16 protein-coding genes and 4 tRNA genes are annotated in these 21266 nt (G+C 39.5%); 12 read left to right on the top strand and 8 right to left on the bottom strand.

The genetic code is table 11. The annotated features are described in order from the left end of the window. The first annotated feature begins 86 nt into the window (after nucleotides 1-86). Complete coding sequence (gene metE, locus QQK09_RS03370; protein WP_284202708.1) at nucleotides 87-2387, top strand: 5-methyltetrahydropteroyltriglutamate--homocysteine S-methyltransferase; 2301 nt, start codon at nucleotides 87-89, stop codon at nucleotides 2385-2387. A 42-nt stretch (nucleotides 2388-2429) separates the two neighbouring features. Here the strand turns inward: metE and QQK09_RS03375 are convergent, their stop codons facing one another. The 3 genes from QQK09_RS03375 to gloB form a co-directional block, all read right to left on the bottom strand. Next, nucleotides 2430-4250 (bottom strand): GGDEF domain-containing protein, encoded by a 1821-nt coding sequence (locus tag QQK09_RS03375; protein WP_284202709.1) that lies wholly within the window; start codon nucleotides 4248-4250, stop codon nucleotides 2430-2432. Nucleotides 4251-4326: 76 nt separating this feature from the next. Next, nucleotides 4327-5904, bottom strand: coding sequence for a lytic transglycosylase (locus QQK09_RS03380; protein WP_284202710.1), 1578 nt, complete (start codon nucleotides 5902-5904; stop codon nucleotides 4327-4329). Between the two features lie 60 nt (nucleotides 5905-5964). Beyond that, a complete protein-coding gene (gloB, locus tag QQK09_RS03385; protein WP_284202711.1) occupies nucleotides 5965-6735 on the bottom strand; it encodes a hydroxyacylglutathione hydrolase in 771 nt (256 codons plus the stop codon). Between the two features lie 59 nt (nucleotides 6736-6794). On the opposite strand from gloB, the gene QQK09_RS03390 reads away from it, so the two are divergent. Further along, complete coding sequence (locus tag QQK09_RS03390) at nucleotides 6795-7523, top strand: class I SAM-dependent methyltransferase (RefSeq protein WP_284202712.1); 729 nt, start codon at nucleotides 6795-6797, stop codon at nucleotides 7521-7523. Nucleotides 7524-7539: 16 nt separating this feature from the next. On the opposite strand, the gene rnhA is transcribed toward QQK09_RS03390, so the two are convergent. After that, on the bottom strand, nucleotides 7540-8001 hold the full coding sequence (rnhA, locus tag QQK09_RS03395; RefSeq protein ID WP_284202713.1) for a ribonuclease HI: 462 nt from the start codon (nucleotides 7999-8001) through the stop codon (nucleotides 7540-7542). Nucleotides 8002-8068: 67 nt separating this feature from the next. On the opposite strand from rnhA, the gene dnaQ reads away from it, so the two are divergent. From dnaQ to QQK09_RS03425, 6 genes are all read left to right on the top strand, one after another. After that, nucleotides 8069-8782, top strand: a complete 714-nt coding sequence (gene dnaQ, locus QQK09_RS03400; RefSeq protein WP_284202714.1) for a DNA polymerase III subunit epsilon — start codon at nucleotides 8069-8071, stop codon at nucleotides 8780-8782. Further along, nucleotides 8767-10032, top strand: a complete 1266-nt coding sequence (locus QQK09_RS03405) for a hypothetical protein (protein WP_284202715.1) — start codon at nucleotides 8767-8769, stop codon at nucleotides 10030-10032. The genes dnaQ and QQK09_RS03405 overlap by 16 nt, the downstream gene beginning before the upstream one ends. Nucleotides 10033-10215: 183 nt before the next feature. Continuing rightward, a tRNA-Asp gene (locus tag QQK09_RS03410) sits at nucleotides 10216-10292 on the top strand. Nucleotides 10293-10362: 70 nt separating this feature from the next. Then, nucleotides 10363-10439, top strand: a tRNA-Asp gene (locus QQK09_RS03415). A 39-nt stretch (nucleotides 10440-10478) separates the two neighbouring features. Then, nucleotides 10479-10555: transfer RNA gene (locus tag QQK09_RS03420), tRNA-Asp, on the top strand. A gap of 66 nt (nucleotides 10556-10621) precedes the next feature. Continuing rightward, nucleotides 10622-10698: transfer RNA gene (locus QQK09_RS03425), tRNA-Asp, on the top strand. A 284-nt stretch (nucleotides 10699-10982) separates the two neighbouring features. Here the strand turns inward: QQK09_RS03425 and QQK09_RS03430 are convergent. Then, nucleotides 10983-12137 carry a PilT/PilU family type 4a pilus ATPase gene (locus tag QQK09_RS03430; protein ID WP_284202716.1) on the bottom strand — a complete coding sequence of 385 codons (1155 nt, stop codon included), beginning with the start codon at nucleotides 12135-12137 and terminating at the stop codon, nucleotides 10983-10985. Nucleotides 12138-12604: 467 nt separating this feature from the next. Between QQK09_RS03430 and QQK09_RS03435 the strand changes: the two genes are divergently transcribed. From QQK09_RS03435 to QQK09_RS03450, 4 genes are all read left to right on the top strand, one after another. Beyond that, nucleotides 12605-12868, top strand: coding sequence for a DUF4212 domain-containing protein (locus QQK09_RS03435; RefSeq protein WP_284202717.1), 264 nt, complete (start codon nucleotides 12605-12607; stop codon nucleotides 12866-12868). 16 nt (nucleotides 12869-12884) lie between these two features. After that, entirely contained in the window at nucleotides 12885-14603 is a 1719-nt protein-coding gene (locus tag QQK09_RS03440; protein ID WP_284202718.1) for a sodium:solute symporter family protein, read from the top strand. Between the two features lie 98 nt (nucleotides 14604-14701). Further along, a complete protein-coding gene (locus tag QQK09_RS03445; RefSeq protein ID WP_284202719.1) occupies nucleotides 14702-16546 on the top strand; it encodes a DUF294 nucleotidyltransferase-like domain-containing protein in 1845 nt (614 codons plus the stop codon). 2 nt (nucleotides 16547-16548) lie between these two features. Next, the gene (locus QQK09_RS03450) at nucleotides 16549-17238 is read left to right on the top strand and encodes an exonuclease domain-containing protein (protein ID WP_284202850.1); all 690 of its coding nucleotides are present in this window, start codon (nucleotides 16549-16551) and stop codon (nucleotides 17236-17238) included. A gap of 59 nt (nucleotides 17239-17297) precedes the next feature. Here the strand turns inward: QQK09_RS03450 and QQK09_RS03455 are convergent, their stop codons facing one another. From QQK09_RS03455 to QQK09_RS03465, 3 genes are all read right to left on the bottom strand, one after another. Continuing rightward, on the bottom strand, nucleotides 17298-19190 hold the full coding sequence (locus QQK09_RS03455; protein ID WP_284202720.1) for a polysaccharide biosynthesis protein: 1893 nt from the start codon (nucleotides 19188-19190) through the stop codon (nucleotides 17298-17300). 318 nt (nucleotides 19191-19508) lie between these two features. After that, nucleotides 19509-20099: a sugar transferase gene (locus tag QQK09_RS03460; protein WP_284202721.1), complete on the bottom strand. Its 591-nt coding sequence runs from the start codon at nucleotides 20097-20099 to the stop codon at nucleotides 19509-19511. Continuing rightward, nucleotides 20096-21262: a DegT/DnrJ/EryC1/StrS family aminotransferase gene (locus tag QQK09_RS03465; protein ID WP_284202722.1), complete on the bottom strand. Its 1167-nt coding sequence runs from the start codon at nucleotides 21260-21262 to the stop codon at nucleotides 20096-20098. The genes QQK09_RS03460 and QQK09_RS03465 overlap by 4 nt, the downstream gene beginning before the upstream one ends. Nucleotides 21263-21266 lie beyond the last annotated feature (4 nt).

Consider the following 21266-nt stretch of genomic DNA (forward strand, 5'->3'; position numbering starts at 1 on the left):
TGTGTTTAAGGTTATTTATCATTATTACTCATGTTTAATTGTTAATACAATCATTATTCACTTCAACTAACAGATGAGATAAACAGATGGCAAAATTACATCACCTAGGATTTCCCCGCATTGGTCATAAACGACAACTGAAGTTTTCTTTGGAAAAATTTTGGCGCGGAGAAATTTCAGAAACACAGTTGCAACAATCAGCTAGCGAATTACGCGCAGAGAACTGGCATTCACAACAAACATTAGCCTTTGATTTTCATACCGTCGGTGACTTTTCACTTTACGACCAAGTGCTTGATATGAGTTTATTACTGGGTAACTTGCCTAAACGGGCCATACAGGGTGAAAATCAACTTGATAATTATTTTCGTGTGGCACGTGGTAGATCACAACAAAAGCAATGTTGCTCTACACCCCATGCAGGTGAATCTGACGCAGGCGAGATGACAAAATGGTTTAATACTAATTATCATTACATCGTCCCAGAGTTCGATCAACAAACTAGTTTTGAACTTAATGCAGATAATTTGTTACTGCAAATTAAAGAGCTTCAGCGCATCAATAAAAATGCTAAACCCGTGATCATTGGTCCTGTCACTTACCTCTGGCTAGGTAAAGAAAAAGATCAAAGCAATAAGCTAACTCTTTTACCCGCGCTATTAAAAACCTACCAGCAATTACTGCAAAAACTACAAGAAAACAACATTCAGTGGCTACAAATAGATGAGCCAATTCTCGCTTTAGAGTTGAACAATGAGTGGCAAACTGCTTTACAAAGCGCTTATCACACGCTCAAGCAGTCACCTGTTAAATTATTACTAACAACCTATTTTGGTGAGTTAAAAGATAACCTTTTATTAGCATCTCAATTACCCGTTGCAGGCTTGCACATCGATGCGATCAATGGCCAACATGAAGTATCACAGGTCGCTGCATTATTAGCCCCTGAGCAAGTGTTATCGCTTGGTGTCATTAATGGCTGTAACATTTGGAAAACCGATCTTAATGACACATTAAGCTGGCTTGCACCTTTACATGAACAATTGCAAGATCGTTTATGGATAGCACCAAACAGCTCTCTTTTACATGTTCCTGTCGATTTAGAAAGTGAAATAAAACTAGATAGTGAAATAAAAAATTGGTTAGCTTTTGCAACGCAAAAACTGCAGGAACTCAGTTTATTAGGCAGTGCCTTAAACGAGGGGCTAGACACAGTTTTTGAGCAATTTTCAGAAAATAAATTAGCCATCACGTCACGTAAAAACAGTACTCGTATCCACAATCCCGATGTACAAAAATCAGTGGCAAGTATAAACGCTCAGTTAGGTGATCGTCAGCAAGGGTTTGCGCTACGTAGCGCCATTCAAAAAAAGAGCCTCAACCTACCTAAGTACCCAACAACAACAATTGGGTCTTTTCCGCAAACAAAAGAGATTCGCGCAACTCGAAAAGCAAAAAGATCGGGTGAAATCGATGCTGATGAGTACCAGCAACAGATACAGCAATCGATACAGTTTTGTATTGAGCAACAGCATAAAATTGGTTTAGACGTTTTAGTGCATGGTGAAGCTGAACGTAATGATATGGTGGAATATTTTGGAGAGTTATTAGCGGGTTTTGTATTTACTCAATTTGCATGGGTACAATCCTATGGATCGCGCTGTGTTAAACCACCTATTTTATTTGGTGATGTTTCACGTCCTCAACCAATGACTGTCAAGTGGACTAAATATGCACAATCATTAACCTCTAAAAAAGTGAAAGGGATGCTAACTGGACCCGTTACTATTCTAAATTGGTCCTTTGTGCGAGATGATCAACCCATCAAAATAACATGTCAGCAAATTGCGTTAGCAATCCGTGAAGAGGTGTTAGACCTTGAGAGAGCAGGCATTGAAATCATTCAAATTGATGAAGCCGCATTACGAGAGAAACTGCCTTTACAACGCTCTCAGTGGTCAAACTATTTAAATTGGGCAATTGAAGCCTTCCGCATTACTGCTAATGGTGTTGCTGATAAAACACAAATACATACACATATGTGTTATTCGGAGTTTAATGACATTATTCAACCGATCGCGGAAATGGATGCAGATGTTATCACCATTGAAACATCACGCTCTGATATGCAGTTATTAAATGTTTTCGAAGCCTTCAATTACCCCAATGCGATTGGCCCAGGCGTTTATGACATTCATTCTCCCAATACACCTAATGTTGAGAAGATGGTTTCATTAATGCAAAAAGCAGCACAACGTATTCCAGTGGAGCAGCTTTGGGTCAACCCTGATTGCGGCCTCAAAACAAGACAATGGCATGAAGTAGAGCCTGCTCTTATTAACATGGTTGAAGCCGCTAAAAAACTACGTGCAAGTTGCAAAAGCTAATTCAATAACGAATCAGTATGCACAACGTTTGAACTGTTAATATTAAGCACTTAGCGCAATACCAGCAGCATTAGGCTGCTGGTATTGCGCGCAATTCGCGGCATCTACTTGTGCATTAGCAATATACACCGAGTTACCCTTTTGTTTTTTAGCCATAGATTTCGCATCCGTAGCTAATACTGCAACATCATGATAACTTGTACAAAAAGGGCTAGGGAATTCCACACAACCAATAGATAAGGTCAACATTGGATAAAACTGATCTTTACCAAAACGATCTTTCGCCGAGATCCCCCCCATCACTTGATCTTCAGGCAAATAACGATGCCTTACCCATTCACTAAACTTAGTTAATATCGCCTCACATATACTTTTCATCAGTTCATTTGAAGTGATAATAATAAAGTCATCCCCCCCTATATGACCAATAAAATCGTGAGGTTCAGTGACGACTTCGCGCAAAATATTTGCAACACCTGTAATTATTTGATCTCCTTTTTCATAACCATAATAATCGTTATAGGGTTTAAAATTATCAAGGTCAATATAAGCGATAACAAAAGGATATTCAGCACATATATATTGCTCTAGCTTCTTATTAATGGGCACATTACCCGGCAATAAGGTTAGTGGATTTGCATAGCGAGCATTGGTTATTTGTAGATTAGAGATCATTTTTACCAACGCTATAATTGAACCAACTCCTTCATAATTTCCCTGCTTAGTAATGATAAACTCCAATGCTTTTTGCGCTTCTGATTGTTGATTGATAGCCTGGCTTACTTGCTCAATAGCGAGGTATTTTTCCAACATCATCACGTTTGTATCCACTAATGACTGAATACTCTTTTTACCCGACAACTCTCTTCCAAACTTTAAAAATAGCAATTTAGTTAAACAACTACGCCTGATTAAACCAAGCGGCTTTTGTTGGCCAGAAGCAGTCCAGCGAACAACAGGGATACTTTCCCAACTTCGGTTTAGTTTAAATAAATTAGCACACTGCTCGACGGTATCATGTTCACTAACAGCAGGGATATGTTGCAGTAATTCAGCAACAATAGGTGTACTTGGATCTAGCAGTGTAATACCTGCATTAGCGTCGGAGAAAAACAGTTTTTTAGGTATTTTTCTCACGGGTAAAGCGGCAGGCTTGGCAAAGTAATACCCCTGAGAAAAGGGTAATCCCATTTTTTCTATGAACCTAAATTCATCCTCAGTTTCAATGCCCTCTGCAATCACCTTACAATTCAGTTCATCGGCAATATTTTTTATAGAAAGAACAAATTGCTGCCTCACTTTATCAACACCAATATTCGACACAAAGTAACGATCTATTTTGACATAATCGGGTCTTAGTTCATCCCACATACGCAACCCTGAATAACCAGAGCCTAAATCATCCATCGCAATTTCAAAGCCCATGTTTTTATAATGCTTGATCGCTTCACGCACCATTTGATAGTTATCAAGTGGGCTATGCTCTGTTAATTCAATAACAACTCGACTGGCTGACAAGTTTGCTTTCTCAAGCATTCTTAACGTTTCCCCACCACGAAAACCTGGCTGAAAAAGCGTATCAGGACTGGCATTTAAGAACAGTTTACCGTCAAGTTTAAGGCTTTGAAATTGCTGAATAGATAACGAGCGGCACAATAGTTCTAACTCAACTAAACGGCCCTGCTTGGTTGCTTCTTCAAAAAGAGCAAGAGGCGAATGAAATGGTGTATCGATTGGCCCTCGAATCAGAGCTTCATACGCAAAAATATCGGTGGACTTATTAGCAACAATAGGTTGAAAATAAACCGTTAATTTTTTTTCTTTAATAATGGTATCAAGACTGATTCGAGTCGATGTCGTCATAGTAATTTCTTATTGTTATTTATAATTAAATAACAATAAGAAAATTAGATGACCGTTTTATGACAAGTAGAGGAAGTTAACTATTAGATTTGCGCGTATCGACATGCACCAGTAATTTTTGTCCTGGCTGAATATACTTCTTATTTTGCAGTTGATTCCAGCGAACTAAATCAGCTGTTTTAACATTAAATTTTTGAGCTATGACACCAAGAGAATCACCAGAGCGTACTTGATAAGTCACTTTTTGTATTGCCGGTTGTTTTGCTGCCTTCCAAATCGTTAGTTGCTGCCCTAAGCGTAACGTATTCTTAGTGCTCATTTTATTCCACTTCGCGATATCTTTTGAGGTCACTTTATACAAACGACTAATATCCCAGAGCGTATCCCCTTCAACGATGGTATGAGTTACTTTACGTTTGTTAGTACTTTGTTGAGACTCAAAGCTTTTAGCTTGTGCATAGAGTTTCTCTTGTTGTGACTTACTTGCAACAGGAATCAATAGAGGTTGTCCAATCTTAATAAAAGAACCATTGATATCATTTATCTGCTTCAGCACGTTTGTTGTGGTGCCATTTTTTTGCGCAATCACGCTCAGGCTATCACCAGATCGTACTTTGTAGCGCGCCCAACGGACACGATCACCTTTATCTGTTTCAGCTAATTTTCGGGTAAATTTTTCAGCAACCAGTGTAGGTATAAGTAGTTTATGCGGGCCTTCTGGAGATGTTGCCCAATGATTGAATGCGGGGTTCAATAATTGAATTTCTGCCACGGTTAAGTCTGCAAGTTGTGCAGCATAAGCTAGATCAAGTTGTGAGCCAGTGTCAACATAAGTCAACACTTGTTCGTTAGCGATATGAGGTAATTCAACACCATATTTTTCATGATTTCGTAAAATATCAACTAATGCTAATAACTTAGGCACATAATCTTGCGTTTCTCTTGGTAGAGAGAGGCTCCAGTAATCTACCGCTTTGTTTTCTCTTTCATTTTTTTGGACCGCACGTTGCACACGCCCTTCACCAGAGTTGTACGCTGCAAAAGCATATAACCAGTCATCTCCTAAATAACCATGTAAAACTTCCATATAACGCAATGCAGCCGTTGTTGATGCGTAAACATCACGGCGTCCGTCATACCACCAGTCTTGCTTTAGACCAAAACGTTCACCACTCGGACGCATAAACTGCCACAGTCCTGAAGCGCCCGCATGAGAGTAAGCAAAGGGATTGAAGGTGCTTTCGACAACGGGTAATAAAGCTAATTCGAGAGGTAATTGTTTAGCCTCTATCTGCTCAACAATAAGGAATAAAAAAGGTTCGGCGCGCTTAGACACCTGTTTTAAGTAGGTCGGATGACTGAGATAATAATCACGCTGCTTAGCAATACGGCTATTTTCAGGCACTTCAAATTCAAAACCATCCGCTAATTTTAGCCAAATGTTTTCATAGTTAATTTCAGCATCTACCTGAGTTTCTTCCTCGCTAGGCGATTTCTCTTTTACAAGGTGGGATAAGCCCTCTTCATCAGCTTCTATGACCGATGGCGTCATTACCTCTACGCTTACTTCCTCCTCCTGGATTGGGGCAAGAGGCGCTGTTGTTTGACATGCAGCAACAAAAAACAGCAATAAAAATGAGAATAATAACTTCATGAAATCCACTCTAGAGAAAATAAGTGGCGTATTCTATCAAAAATAAAAAATAATTTCTGTTTAAAAATTGTCTTTATAGGTTCGTAACGCGCTGAATGTCTCTATACCCGCCAAAAGAGGCCTAGCAAGTTGATTTTGAAGATGATTAACCAAATCCTGTTGTTCACAACGTAAAAAAGGATTAATACTTTTTTCAATACCTATACAAGTTGGGATTGTAGAAAGTCCCTGTTGGCGCTTTTTAGCAACCGTTTGCATATAGGTAAGTAGCGCACTATTTTTAGGCTCAATAGCATAAGCAAAAGTTAAATTGCTGGTTGTATATTCATGTGCACAATAAATTTTAGTATCATCGGGTAACATCGCTAAACGAGAAAGTGCATTAAACATCTGTTCATGGCTACCTTCGAAGACTCTTCCGCAGCCACCGGAGAAAAGTGTATCACCAGAAAACAACAGTTGTTGGTTATAAAAGACGATGTGATCCAATGTATGCCCAGGCACTTCCATGACTTCCAGCACTAAACGACTTTCAAAACAGTGGATGCTTTGTCCCTCAACAACTAATGTTGATTCAGGAAATAACTTATCTTTACTAAAGACATTAATATCGTCCCCTAATACCGATAATAGTTGCCTAACACCGCCAATATGGTCATCGTGTTTGTGAGTCAGCAAAATGGCATCTAAAATTAAGGCTTGTGATTCAATCATCTCAAGTACAGGTGTTGCATCGCCCGGATCGACAACTACACAATGCTGGCTTTGACTATCTTTAATAAGCCAAATATAGTTGTCATTAAAAGCTAGGATCGTTAATACATTAACCATAATAATTCTCTCATTAAATAAGTTACCGATGATACCTCGAAGACAAGGTAAGCAAAAATATGAAGATAGCTAAAACATCGCGAATATTAACGTCCATTGAATCATGGTCGCAACTTCCAGATGGCGAGTGTTTACTAAAACAGACGCAATATCGACTAGATCATACCCTGCCGCGCTGTTTTGGCTACCATCTGTTAAAACTTGGACAACTAAGTAGCCAGCTAAGCACTGCTAAGTCACCAATTATCCACCAGATAAACTGCGCGCCAAGTGGAGAAGATATTGGCCTATTTGCAGATTTGCACCTATTACCAGTGCAAGACTCTTCTATCGACCTTTGTCTTTTGGCCCATGAATTAGATTTCTCTAGCGACCCTCATCAACTGCTGCGTGAAATAGATCGTGTTTTAACACTCGATGGTACGCTAATTATTAGCGGTTACAATCCTATTAGCCTATTTGGGTTACGCTCTGTATTAACACCCAAACGCCCACATACCGCACGTTTATTTTTACTCAATCGTATTTTAGATTGGCTACACCTGCTTGGGTTTGAAGTGCAGCAAAAGCAACAGTTTGATTTTCTTTCCTGCAATACAAGTAACCGACTTGTAAATTGTATTGAAAATATTGGTGAACGCCTATTCCCCTTCTTTTGTAGCAACTATTTTATTGTCGCTAAAAAGCAGAGCATTCCGATGACACGCATCAAATCACCTTTTAAATTTGCGAAACCGATTATGAGTAAACAACCGATTGCGACACGCAACAATCGTGATTTACGTTAATCGGCGTTACTAATCGTTAACCATCATAACCTGTATCTTCTTGGGTAGGTTTAGACTCCGCAGCTTCTCTAGCAAGATCATCACAACGTTCATTTTCTGGATGGCCAGAATGACCTTTTACCCAATGCCAAGTAACTTCGTGTTTCTCTTGAGCGGCATCTAACGCTTTCCACAAATCCACATTTTTGACTGGAGCTTTAGCAGCCGTTTTCCAACCTCGCTTCTTCCAATTATGGATCCACTGGGTAATACCTTGACGCACATATTGACTATCGGTCGTTAAATCCACTGTGCAAGGTTCACTTAATTGTTGCAGACCTTTAATACAAGCGAGCATCTCCATACGATTATTGGTTGTGCGCTTATAACCTTCAGCTAACTCTTTACGGTGTTTATTGAAAATCAGTACAGCGCCGTAACCACCTGGCCCAGGATTACCTAAACATGAACCATCTGTATAAATTTCTATTTTTTTCATTGTAGCCTCATAACCTTGCGCACATTTTGCTAAACTTAGCTTTCGTAAACTATAAATAGAGAAACTCATGAACACAAGCAAAGAGATAAGACAGGTCGTTTTAGATACTGAAACAACAGGTATGAATAAAGATGGCACTGTTTACCTTGGCCACCGTATTATCGAAATCGGTTGTGTTGAAGTGATTAATCGCCGTTTGACCGGTCGCCATTTCCACGTTTATATCAATCCAGGTCAACTAGTCGACCCAGAAGCCGTAACTGTCCATGGTATTACTGATGAGTTTCTTCAGGATAAACCAGCTTTTGACCAAGTAGCCGATGAGTTTATCGAGTTTATCCGCGGTGCAGATCTAGTTATTCATAATGCGCCCTTCGATGTCGGGTTTATGGACCAAGAGTTCCGTTTTTTAAATAAAAAGACCCAACCGACTGAAGATATCTCGACAGTGACCGATACCTTAGTGATGGCTAAAAAGATGTTTCCAGGAAAAAGAAACAATCTTGATGCTTTGTCGGATCGTTTTGGCATCAATACTAAACACCGTGTATTACATGGCGCACTACTCGATGCAGAGATTTTAGCCGATGTTTACCTGCTAATGAGTGGTGGGCAAGCAAAGCTTAATTTATCAAATAATGAAAGTGGTGAAGTACCAACGTGCAGACAACCAAGAACATCTTCTGCAGCACTCACCATTATTCGAGCAACAGAAGCAGAAGAAGCAGCGCATACTGAGCGCTTAAAAATAATAAAGGACAACCTGTGGCAATCTTCATAAGATATCTATTCATTTCATTTTTTTTGTTCTTTTCGGTCTCATCAATAGGTCATGCCATTTTTGCTCCCAATGATATTCCTTTATTAGACAACCGCTTTCGAATCGATCCTGAAACGGAGCAAATCACCTTTATTTTTAATCACAGTAAAGGACATCAACGGGTAGTCCTCGTACAACCTGATGGCAGTAAGTTATATCAAAAAAGGCACCCTGAAAATATTGCTTGGGTAAGTAGTAAGGTACAGGACATTGTAACAGTACAGAATCCGATGGCAGGTCCTTGGCAAGCAATCGCAGAGTTAGATGGTGACAATCGAATAAAGCTAATCAGTAAAGTTCAGCTTAAAGTTAACCGTTTACCTTTAAAGCTATACACAAAAGAATATATTACTACCGAAGCAAGCCTCTTTGATGGCAATAAAGTAATTAGCAACCCCGCTTACCTAGCTGATGCGATGTTATCGATATCATTAACCGGCTCAGCGAACAAAAAAATGGCGCTATACCTCGATGATGGTAAACATTACGATCAACTTGCATTCGATGGCAACTTAACTGCTCATCTTTATGTCGATCTACAACCGGGGCGCTACCTGATGAGTATCAGCACCCAAAATGATGTTTTTATTCGTAATGTAAATAAAGATATCGTCGTGTTTCCTTCCCCCATTAACTATGAAATAGAATTTCAAGAAGCACAGAGCGATATAGCAACGCTCTCCTTCAGTATTGATAGCGATGAAATTATCCCCGAATCAGTGACTATTAACGGGGCGTTTAAAGATGCAAATAATAAAATTACCAGTCAAGTGATGATACACAATATCGATAACCCTGAAGGTTCAGTACAGTTCTCCTCGCAATACAAGCTTCCCTACAAAATGTATACTTTTTCAGGTAAAGCTTATGCTACAACGCATGATGGTCGAGAAATAGAGTTACAACTACCGGATCGGATATTTAAGTTAACCCCTCCCTTTAAACTTGCTGAAAATATTGCAAGTGATGGGGTAGCTACGCAATTGCATTCCACAAAAGCACAATCGTTAAGTAATCCCCCCCCTTCACTATTAAGTCAGTGGTGGTTAATTATCACAATTTCGTTAACACTCCTCTTTATGATTGCAGTAATCGCATTTTTCTTATGGAAACAGAAAAACAAAAAACTAAAAAAGGAAGGGATAGTACTTGATGAGCTGAACTTAGATGAGTTGCAACCGATGCCAATCGATGTATCGGATGGTAAATAAACAGGAGTTGCGTGCAAAACAAGCAAGCGATAGAAATAAACGAAAATAATGCATTTTTTTTGTTTATGAGTGTTGACTCCATAGGGGCAACTCCGTATTATCAGCGCCACAACGAAGACACGCAGTCAGTGACTTGTTGATTTAACTGAACACTGTTAATTTAAACCTCGGTTTAAGATAATTGGAGTGGTAGTTCAGTTGGTTAGAATACCGGCCTGTCACGCCGGGGGTCGCGGGTTCGAGTCCCGTCCACTCCGCCACTATCTTTTAAAGATATTTGGCGAGTAGATTCTGTTAAATCAATTGTTGTAATATTTATATACCCAAGCTGGAGTGGTAGTTCAGTTGGTTAGAATACCGGCCTGTCACGCCGGGGGTCGCGGGTTCGAGTCCCGTCCACTCCGCCAACGTATATAAATAAATTTCTGAATACAGTACTTCGTTATGGAGTGGTAGTTCAGTTGGTTAGAATACCGGCCTGTCACGCCGGGGGTCGCGGGTTCGAGTCCCGTCCACTCCGCCAACGTACTGTGGATGAAAATATGGCTTATCACACCATTTAAAGTGATTAAACTGTTACACACTCGGAGGAGTGGTAGTTCAGTTGGTTAGAATACCGGCCTGTCACGCCGGGGGTCGCGGGTTCGAGTCCCGTCCACTCCGCCAACAGTGTGCTTAATAGTTACATAAAGAAAATAACCACTTAATTGTGGTTTTTCTGTTTTTATACCCCAGTAAATTTTATTTGTCGTAAACCTACCTTCAGTAATTCAAACTCATAAACTTAAACTACATATTTAAAATCCAGCCTACTCCATTAAAATAAAAGACTTCCAGTTCCTAAAAAATAAAACTATCAAAAAGCACGAAGCTATTACACCTCGTGGCTTAATTATTATTAATGTCAGTTTTTAACTAATCACCGAATTATCTAATGTGAATAATAGTTATTAAGAAAAATCTAAATCATCAAAGTTCATTTTGGGCTCAAGAGTTAACCCTCCCCCCTCTTTTTTATCCCTTGCTTCAACTTGCTCTGCAATCCCACCTTTGTGCAATTTGAATTTTAAAGCGATATTCGTCGGAGAGTCTGAGTTTTTAGTCGCCTCTTCCTCACTAATTCGCCCCTCTACAGCTAAATCAAACAGTGCTGCATCAAAGGTTTGCATACCCAAAGATTTCGATTTTTCCATCACGTCCTTAAGTAGGTCAAACTCCCCTTTTTTGATCATGTCGCGTATCGTTAATGTTCCCATCATCACCTCTATTGCTGCGCACCTTTTGCCATCAACAGTGGGGACTAGACGCTGTGAAATAAATGATTTAAGGTTATTACCAAGATCATTTAGCAATTGAGGACGACGCTCTTCTGGGAAAAAATTAATGATACGATCCAGTGCTTGGTTAGCATTATTAGCATGTAGTGTAGAAATAGCCAGATGGCCGGTTTCTGCAAAGGCAAGCGCATGCTCCATAGTTTCACGATCACGGATTTCACCAATTAAAATAACATCAGGGGCTTGGCGTAATGTATTTTTTAATGCTGCGTGAAAGCTGCGAGTATCAACACCCACTTCACGTTGGTTGATAATACTTTTTTTATGCTTATGAACAAACTCGACAGGATCTTCAATAGTGATGATATGCCCCGATGAATTTTCATTGCGGTGATCAATTAAAGCCGCTAACGACGTTGATTTCCCCGAACCAGTCGCACCAATAAAAAGAACTAATCCACGCTTAGTCATGATCACTTCTTTTAAAATTTCAGGTAAGCGCAAGTCTGCAAACTTAGGGATATCGACCTTAATATTACGTGCAACGATAGAGACTTCATTACGCTGTTTAAAAATATTGACACGAAAGCGACCAACAGTAGAAATAGAGATAGCAAGGTTCATCTCTAACTCTTGTTCAAAGGTCGCTTTTTGCTCACTGTCCATGATTGAATCTGCAATAAGTGCAACTTGACCGGGTTTAAATGTCTCGTTATTTAAGACACGTAAACTACCTTGAAACTTGGCTGAAGGGGGCGCACCCGTAGCTAAATAAAGATCCGATCCATCTTCACTAGATAGTATGTTCAGCATCTGTTCAAATTCCATGACTCATTCCTTAAATTAAAATTCCATTAAATCATGACATTAACGACTTCCAGTAACATCATGATTTTTAATACTTAACAACAGATGATAGCACTGTTTTGTAGGCTTAAATATGAGAATTATGAAGTCTTGCATAACTATCAGTTCCCTTTAATTAAAGTATAAATATTCGCACAAAAAGCATATTTAGACGATCAAATAGCTCGATTTTAATACTGTATTTTTACCTTTTTTTACAAGTACAGTTTTCAAAATTAAAATAAAAGTAAAGGTTACCCCCATCACAAAACGCGTTAACAGGTAAATATTCTCGACATTCATCACAAAAAATTATCACCAAAACATGATCAAAGCCTCGCTAAGCGACTAACAATTAATCAATATTAACATATCCTTAACAAGTCTTTCAGGTGTGGACAAAATATAGACAATTCACACGACACATAACTGAGTAAGAGGGAGCTAAAATGAGTTTTGAAGATAAAGGTAAGGCTAAAGAATATTGGGACGAGAATATAAAGCTCGTCTTAACATTATTGAGTGTTTGGGCATTCGTTTCATTTGGGTGTGGCATCTTATTCGTCCCATTTTTAAACGAAATAACGTTTATGGGTTTTAAACTAGGATTCTGGTTTGCTCAACAAGGTGCGATGTACGTATTTTTAATACTTATTGCAGTATACGTAAAAAAAGCAAATACGCTTGATAAAAAATACGGTGTTGACGAATAACAGGGAGTAATAAAAGATGGATGTTCAAACTTTAACTTATGTAATTGTTGGTATTACCTTTGCCCTCTACATAGGCATTGCAATCAAATCTCGAGCAGGATCAACGAAAGAGTTTTACGTAGCAGGCGGTGGTGTTCCACCAGTATTGAATGGCATGGCAACAGCCGCTGACTGGATGTCGGCAGCTTCATTTATTTCACTTGCAGGTATCGTTTCGTTTGTGGGTTATGACGGAAGCGTGTACCTCATGGGCTGGACGGGTGGGTACGTACTGCTTGCGCTACTGATGGTTCCTTACTTACGTAAATTTGGTAAATTCACCGTACCCGATTTCATTGGTGATCGTTATTACTCACAGGGTGCGCGAACAGTAGCGGTAATTTGTGCCATCTTTATCTGTTTTACTTATATCGCAGGTCAAATGCGTGGTGTAGGTGTTGTATTTTCTCGCTTCCTTGAAGTTGAAGTAGATACGGGTGTTTATATTGGTATGTGTGTTGTATTTTTCTACGCTGTTTTAGGTGGTATGAAAGGGATTACTTATACACAAGTAGCACAATACTGCGTCATGATTTTTGCTTTCATGGTACCCGCGATATTCCTTTCAGTGATGATGACAGGCCATATCTTTCCTCAACTTGGTTTTGGTGCTGAATTATTAGATGCAAGTGGCAACGCTTCTGGTGTTTACTTACTCGATAAGCTTGACGGACTCTCAGCAGAACTTGGCTTTGCACAATATACCGAAGGTTCAAAGAGCATGATTGATGTGTTCTTTATCTGTGGCGCATTAATGTTTGGTACTGCCGGTTTACCGCATGTAATTGTACGTTTCTTTACTGTACCAACGGTTAAAGCTTCACGTAGCTCTGCAGGTTGGACATTACTATTTATCGCAATTATGTATACAACAATTCCAGCGCTTGCTGCTTTCTCTCGTGTAAATATGATTGAATCAGTGAATGGACCTGACGGTAAAGGTATCCCTCATGAACAAGCACCTAGTTGGGTAAATAGCTGGGAAAAAACAGGCTTAATCAAGTGGACGGATAAAAATAATGATGGCCTAATGCAATACTCTAAAGGCGATGCAAATGAGATGAAAATTGACCGCGATATCATCGTATTAGCAACACCAGAGATGGCAAACTTGCCAGCATGGGTTATTGCATTAATTGCTGCCGGTGGTTTAGCTGCTGCATTGTCAACATCAGCAGGTTTGTTATTAGTTATCTCAACCTCGATTTCTCATGACTTATTGAAAAAGAACTTAATGCCCAATATCTCCGATAAAAAGGAGCTTATATTTGCACGTTTAGCCGCTGCTGCCGGTATTGTCATGGCAGGTTACTTTGGTATCAATCCACCTGGTTTTGTGGCCGCCGTTGTTGCAATCGCCTTTGGTTTAGCTGCATCGTCACTGTTCCCTGCAATAACAATGGGTATCTTTTCAACAAGAATGAACAAAGAAGGTGCAATCGCAGGTATGTTAGCAGGCTTAGGTTTTACCACTGTTTACATTATCTACTTCAAGTTTGTTAACCCTGCTGGCAATATACCTGACAATTGGTTATTTGGTATTTCGCCTGAAGGTATTGGTATGCTTGGTATGATAATTAACTTTGTCGTTGCCGCACTTGTTTGTAAAGTGACCGCAGCAACACCGCAGTCTGTCGTAGACATGGTTGAATCTATCCGCTTCCCTAAAGGAGCAGGAGAAGCACAAGACCACTAAGATAAAATAACTATCATAACGACTAAAACTAAAGCTAACACTTGCCTCGACTCTGTCGAAAAAAGTGTTAGCTTTTAACCTTTAAGGGAACCCCTCTCATGGATAGTACTGAACTCCAACCGATCAGCAACTTCATCAAAACCCTTCCTCCATTCGATCAATTATCGGAGCAACTTATTGAACAATGTTGCCAAGCATTGACTGTTGTCTATTACAGCAAAGAGGAGCGTTTAGTGCATGTTGATACAAATGAACCACAACTATACATCGTACGTAGTGGTGCATTTGAAGTAACAACGGAAAAAGGAGAGCTCATTGATCGAATTGGTGATGGCCAATACTTTGGTTTCAGTGGCATGTTATCGGGTGAAAAAATAGTTAACAAAGTACACATATTAGATGATGGGTTAATTTATCAACTGCCATTAGAGAGTTTTAATAAATTACGCGCAGCAAGCCGCACTTTTGATCGTTTTTTTAATCAAGCCTTTGCAAAACGCTTGCGCCATCAAGGAGAGCTTAAAAGCAACAACATAAGTACGAGTCGGATTAGCTCCTTGATTAGTGAAAATATGATCAGTTTAAGTCGCGATGCAACCATCCAACAAGCAGCAATATTGATGTCTGAAAAGCGTGTGTCCTCTTTAATCATTATCGATAATGAACAACTCGCCGGCATTTTAACCGATAGAGATCTACGCAATCGCGTACTTGCAAAAGGATTAGATGGAAAAACACTCATCGAAGAAGTGATGACTAAGTCTCCTACAACAGCCCCTAAAGATGCCCTTATCTTTGAAGCGATGTTGTTAATGAGTGAAAAAAATATTCATCATCTGCCGATTATTGAGAATAATAAGCCCGTTTCAATGCTCACTAGCACCGATATAATGCGCAGTCAAAGCTCGCAGCCTCTATTATTAATCGGTCAAATAGACAGACAAACGAGTGTCGAAGACCTCATCAAGGTTAGTAACCAACTGCCCTCTTTATTACAAAACCTCATCAGTAGCGAAGCAAAAGCGCAGGAAATAGGTAGGATATTAACCCTAGTAACCGATGCCTTAACCAGACGCTTAATTTTTATTGCGCAGCAACAACTCGGTGAAGCACCGATGAAATTTTGTTGGCTCGCTTTTGGCTCACAAGCACGACAAGATCAAGCAGCAGGCGCGGACCAAGATAATGCACTACTTCTTGAAAAAGAGGGGGATAGCGAAAGTGAACATTATTTTAAACAGCTCGCAGAGCTAGTTTGTTCAGGGCTAGACCAATGTGGCTTCCCCTATTGCCCTGGCAATATTATGGCGCAAAACCCTAAGTTGTGTTGCTCGCTCAAACAATGGCAACAACAATTCACTGATTGGATAAATGCCCCTCAGCCAGCAGCGCTACTCAATGCAACCATCTTCTTTGATATGCGATCTATTTATGGTGAAAATAACCTTTTCGAAAAGCTCCAAAACAGCGTATTAAAGCAAACCAAAAACAACGATATATTTCTTGCTGCATTAACTCAAAATGCAACGCAACAAGTTGCACCGTTAGGTTTCTTTAAAAACTTTGTAGTTGAACGCGATGGCAGTGAAGTAAAAGGGATAGATCTAAAACATAAAGGATTAGCATTGATCAACGATATAGCCCGTATTTACGCGTTAGCTAATGGCATTAAAACAGTGAATACTCGGCAGCGCTTAAGTGCGCTTATCGGTCATCAAGGTATCAACCCTGAAGATATTAATAACCTGCTCGATGCAGCTGAATTTATCGCTCATAAACGTTTGGTTAATCAAGGAGAGCAATATGAACAAGGTATCCCATTATCTAATTACCTGAAACCCAGTAACCTCACCTCCTTAGCACAGCATCACCTTAAAGATGCCTTTAAAGTGCTGCACGATAGCCAAACAGGTATCAAACTTAAATTCTTAAGGCACTTTTAATGTTGTCACGTTGGTTTATTAAAACGCACCTGCAATACCAGTCTCGGCAGTGTAAAGATGAACAGATACGCAAGTATCAGCAAGCCCAGCTTCCGTTACTTAATCTACCGATTAAAGAGGCACCACTGCTTGCTTTAGATTTAGAGATGACGGGACTTGACCCTAAATCAGATCAAATAATTAGTATCGGTTTAATACCTATTATTAATGGCCAAATAAAACTTAACCAAGGCAGGCACAAACTGATAAAAATTGCAGGTAGTGTCGGCCAAAGCGCAACGATACACGGCCTAGTAGATGCTGATTTGCAGCTGGCATTGTCACTTGATGAAGCGTTACAGTGGTTATTGAAAGAGGCAACAGGTCGTGTATTAGTAGCACATCATGCCCCGCTAGATATGAGCTTTATAGAACAAGCACTATTACAACAAAGTGAGCATGCTAATAGTAAGAAGTGCCGTTTATATGCGATTGATACACTTAAGATTGAACACCAACGCTTGTTACGTAAACAGCCAATGATAAAAGAGGGGGAGCTCAGGTTAAACAGCTGTAGATCTAGATATAACCTACCCAGTTACGATGCACATAACGCATTAGTAGACGCACTATCCTGCGCAGAGCTATTAATGGCACAAGTGAGTAAGATGGGCGGAGGAGATAAAATAAAGGTGTCAGAGTTGCTCAGTTAAAGAGATAAGGATGCCTAGCGATCAGTATTTAAGCTCGGCATCATTCACCTCTTTTGCAACTAATTATTACGCTTCTTTGCTTTCCATACAAGATCACCAATGTCATCGGTTGGATTAAACCCTGCAGGTACTGATAAGAGAATTTCTCGAATCAACTCATGATCAAAGTTTTCACAAGCATGATCTAAGCGCTCTAATGTTTGTTTGTACTCTGAATAAGGAACAAAGCTTTCATTGGCACGCATAATTCGCTCATGCTCGCTGCCCATTACATTGTCACCAATTAACAACTCTTCGAACAGCTTTTCACCAGGTCGTAATCCGGTGTACTTTATTTCAATGTCACCGAAAGGGTTTTCAGCAGACTTAACCTCTAACCCCGATAACTTAATAAGGTTAGTTGCAAGGTCAACAATGCGAACGGGTTCGCCCATATCCAGTACAAATACATCCCCCCCTTTCCCCATTGCACCAGCTTGAATCACTAAACCAGCGGCTTCAGGAATAGTCATAAAATAACGAATAATATCAGGGTGGGTAATCGTAACATGATCCCCCTCTGCTATTTGACGCTTAAACAGCGGAATCACAGAGCCTGATGAGCCTAATACGTTACCAAAGCGCACCATACAAAAACGCGTATCATGCTGCTCAGCCGCTAAGGATTGCAAAGAAAGCTCAGCCATACGTTTAGTCGTGCCCATCACATTAGTCGGTCGTACCGCTTTATCGGTAGAGATCAAGACAAATGACTCTACTTTTGCCTCAATCGCAGCTAACGCAGTAAAATAAGTACCAAAGACGTTGTTACGTACTCCTTCAACGACATTATATTCAACTAGCGGCACATGCTTATAAGCAGCGGCATGATATAGAGTTTGTACTTTGAAACTTTTTAAAATAGTCAAAAGACGATTTTGTCGCTGAACAGAACCCAATAAAGGAATAATCTCTACCTTCAATTGTTGGGCTGCAGCCATCTCAGTTAGCTCTTTATCTATCTGGTACAAAGCAAACTCTGAAAGCTCAAACAAAATAAGTGACTTAGGTTGTTGGAATAAAATTTGGCGACAAAGCTCAGATCCGATTGATCCACCCGCACCAGTAACCATAACAATCTTATCTTTGATGTTTGCGCCTAATAATTCCGGTTTGGCAGGAACACAGTCTCGCCCCAATAGGTCTTCAATAGGCACATCACGTAATTGATCAACCGTTGCAGAGCCATTCAATAGTTCTTCAAAATGAGGTATCGACAAGACTTCAACCGGAAGCTCAACCAGTGAGTCGATAATTTTCTTGCGCTCATGCCGATGTGCACTTGGCATAGCCAGTAATATTTTTTCAACGCCTTTACGTTTAATCAAGAAACCTAGGTTATTACTGCCATAAACAGTTAACCCATTAACAACCGTCTTTAAAAGTTTTTTTTCATCGTCAACAAAGGCGACAGGGTGAAACTCATCGCCTTGACGAAGTAAGTTAAGTAGTTGTCGCCCCGACTCTCCTGCACCATAAATAATTACATTTTCTTTGTTCCAACTTTTTTGTTTAGAAACAGAAACTCTCACCAATAAGCGACTCCCGCCACATAGTAATAATAGAAAAGCACCGTAAATAATAGGGATAGAACGCGGGATAAAGAGGTCTGTAAAATAACCCAATATGACTAAGAAAACAGAAGAAGCAAGGCAAGTTAATACTATTATAAGTAGCGCATGTACACTGAGATAGCGCAATACAGCTCGGTATAAACCAGTACGTATAAAGAGAATTACCGTGCTCACTGACAACAACAGCAAGACATATACATACTCTGTATCTTTGAAAAGAGTTAAGTTACCTAATCTAACATGAAACGCCCCAACAAAAGCGATAGCAATAAATAAAAAGTCGGCAACAATACTAATTAGTCGTTTATAAAAACGAGGGATAGAAAAAAAAGATTTCATTTAATATAGAGTCCGTAAAGCGTAAAAATATAAGTCTTGTATGTTAGCAAGCCTTTAAATAATATCAGAAAAAATCAGTAAAATCTGTGAATTAACTAATACGATCGCGAGAGCCACTGCCTATTGCAGTTTGAATAATATAATTAAAATAGTGTTTAATACCAATTTCGATAAATATGTCTGAGAGACGATAAATTAGAGCAAAACTATGTGGGTATCGTTGCCCTCGCATTCACGACTATGAGCTACCAATACATTGTTGAATGATTATTAAGTACCAAAGATCAACACGACATAGCAATAAATTTTACCTAAAGATCATTTGATGATTTTGTATATTGTTTGAAATATTATAATGATATCACCCCAAAAACTTTGATTATCGACATATTCCACATAAAACTTAGCCTTTTCAGGCATCACTTCATTAATATATGCACTTCTAGGGTCCATGGCTTTCGCTAATATTTCAGCTTCATTTGTATACTCGATTGATGCCTTATCTGTGATACCAGGAGTTACTGAAAGAATTTTAGCTCGTATATCAACAGGGTATTCATTCATATACTCTGGCACTTCAGGCCTAGGGCCAACAACGCTCATTTGCCCTAAAAATACGTTTAACAGTTGAGGTAGTTCATCAAGCTTAGAGCTCCTAAGAAAACGGCCACTTGCGGTAATTCGAGGATCTGCTCCGACTGTCACACTTAGACCTTTTGCCTCTGCGTCAACAATCATTGTTCTAAACTTCAATATATTGAAATTCTTACCATTAAGACCAACACGAACCTGCTTAAAAAAAACAGGACCAGATCCATCGAATTTTATCCAAGTTGCAATTAAGATAAATATGGGGCTGAGTATGATCAGCCCTATCCCCGAGCTGAATATATCAAAGATTCGTTTCATGCTTTTTGGTACTTATTCAAAATGATTGAAACGACCTCAATAACACGCTCAACTTCTTCATCTGTCATAGAAGCAAAATTTGGCAAGCTTACTATTCGATCTGAAATAAAAGATGATTTTGGAAACATTTCATTGTTTAAATGATAGTTATCACGCCAGTAAGGCATGCGATGCAATGGAATATAATGTACGGATGTACCAACCCCAAAATCAGACATTTTTTCAATAAATTCATCTCTTGAAATGCTAATTTCATCTAACTTCAATTGAATAACATATATATGCCATGCATGCGTATCAGATGGGTTTGAGATCTGAGGAGTTGTAACTGGTAAAGTAACAAATGCGTCACTGTATCTGGTTGCAATCGATTCTCGTATTTCTTGGAATCGGTTCGCTTTTCTTAATTGATGTATACCTAATGCACCACACATGTCCATCATGTTATATTTAAAACCAGGAGCCACTACTTCATAGTACCAATTTGGCTTTTTACTCGTAAAACGGTCAAATACATCGCGATTAATACCATGCAGACGCATAACTTTAACTCGCTCAGCAAGCTCTTTATTATTCGTAACAACCATACCACCTTCACCAGTGGTAATGGTTTTATTTGCATAGAAACTATATACAGTAATATCTCCGATAGTACCAACCATCTGCCCATTATGCGTAGATGGTAAAGCATGTGCAGCATCTTCAACTATTTTTACGTCATATTGCTTTGCTAACTCAATCAAGCGTGTCATGTTTGCTGCTTGCCCTGCATAATGCACTGGCATAATAGCCTTTACATTTGCGTTATTTTTCAATAACTCGGCGACTATCTCAGGGTCGATGTTGTAACTATCCCCCTCAATATCTGCAAATAACGGCTCAGCCCCTAAATAACGGATTACTTCGGCAGTCGCAGTAAAGGTGTGTACCGTGGTGATTACTTTATCACCTTGCCCGACTCCTAATGCTTCTAGAGCTAAATGCAGACCAGATGTTGCAGAGTTGACCGCTAAAGCATAGTCGGAACCAACAAAGCTTTTAAAATCAGCTTCAAATTGCGCAACCTTAGGTCCCGTTGTTAACCAACCTGACTTAAGTGTTTCAACAACTTCTTGTATCTCTTCGTCTTCTAATACAGGTTTGGAATATGGGATAAAATTCATAATA

Source organism: Psychromonas marina (assembly GCF_030161115.1).
GTDB lineage: Bacteria > Pseudomonadota > Gammaproteobacteria > Enterobacterales > Psychromonadaceae > Psychromonas > Psychromonas marina.

Bases quoted from the DNA above. Each gene is read 5' to 3' on its own strand.
- QQK09_RS03445 (WP_284202719.1), top strand. From the start codon at position 14,702: ATGGATAGTACTGAACTCCAACCGATCAGCAACTTCATCAAAACCCTT.
- metE (WP_284202708.1), top strand. From the start codon at position 87: ATGGCAAAATTACATCACCTAGGATTTCCCCGCATTGGTCATAAACGA.
- gloB (WP_284202711.1), bottom strand. From the start codon at position 6,735: ATGGTTAATGTATTAACGATCCTAGCTTTTAATGACAACTATATTTGG.
- QQK09_RS03430 (WP_284202716.1), bottom strand. From the start codon at position 12,137: ATGGAATTTGAACAGATGCTGAACATACTATCTAGTGAAGATGGATCG.
- QQK09_RS03390 (WP_284202712.1), top strand. From the start codon at position 6,795: ATGAAGATAGCTAAAACATCGCGAATATTAACGTCCATTGAATCATGG.
- QQK09_RS03375 (WP_284202709.1), bottom strand. From the start codon at position 4,250: ATGACGACATCGACTCGAATCAGTCTTGATACCATTATTAAAGAAAAA.
- QQK09_RS03380 (WP_284202710.1), bottom strand. From the start codon at position 5,904: ATGAAGTTATTATTCTCATTTTTATTGCTGTTTTTTGTTGCTGCATGT.
- QQK09_RS03440 (WP_284202718.1), top strand. From the start codon at position 12,885: ATGGATGTTCAAACTTTAACTTATGTAATTGTTGGTATTACCTTTGCC.
- QQK09_RS03435 (WP_284202717.1), top strand. From the start codon at position 12,605: ATGAGTTTTGAAGATAAAGGTAAGGCTAAAGAATATTGGGACGAGAAT.
- rnhA (WP_284202713.1), bottom strand. From the start codon at position 8,001: ATGAAAAAAATAGAAATTTATACAGATGGTTCATGTTTAGGTAATCCT.
- dnaQ (WP_284202714.1), top strand. From the start codon at position 8,069: ATGAACACAAGCAAAGAGATAAGACAGGTCGTTTTAGATACTGAAACA.
- QQK09_RS03465 (WP_284202722.1), bottom strand. From the start codon at position 21,262: ATGAATTTTATCCCATATTCCAAACCTGTATTAGAAGACGAAGAGATA.
- QQK09_RS03460 (WP_284202721.1), bottom strand. From the start codon at position 20,099: ATGAAACGAATCTTTGATATATTCAGCTCGGGGATAGGGCTGATCATA.
- QQK09_RS03455 (WP_284202720.1), bottom strand. From the start codon at position 19,190: ATGAAATCTTTTTTTTCTATCCCTCGTTTTTATAAACGACTAATTAGT.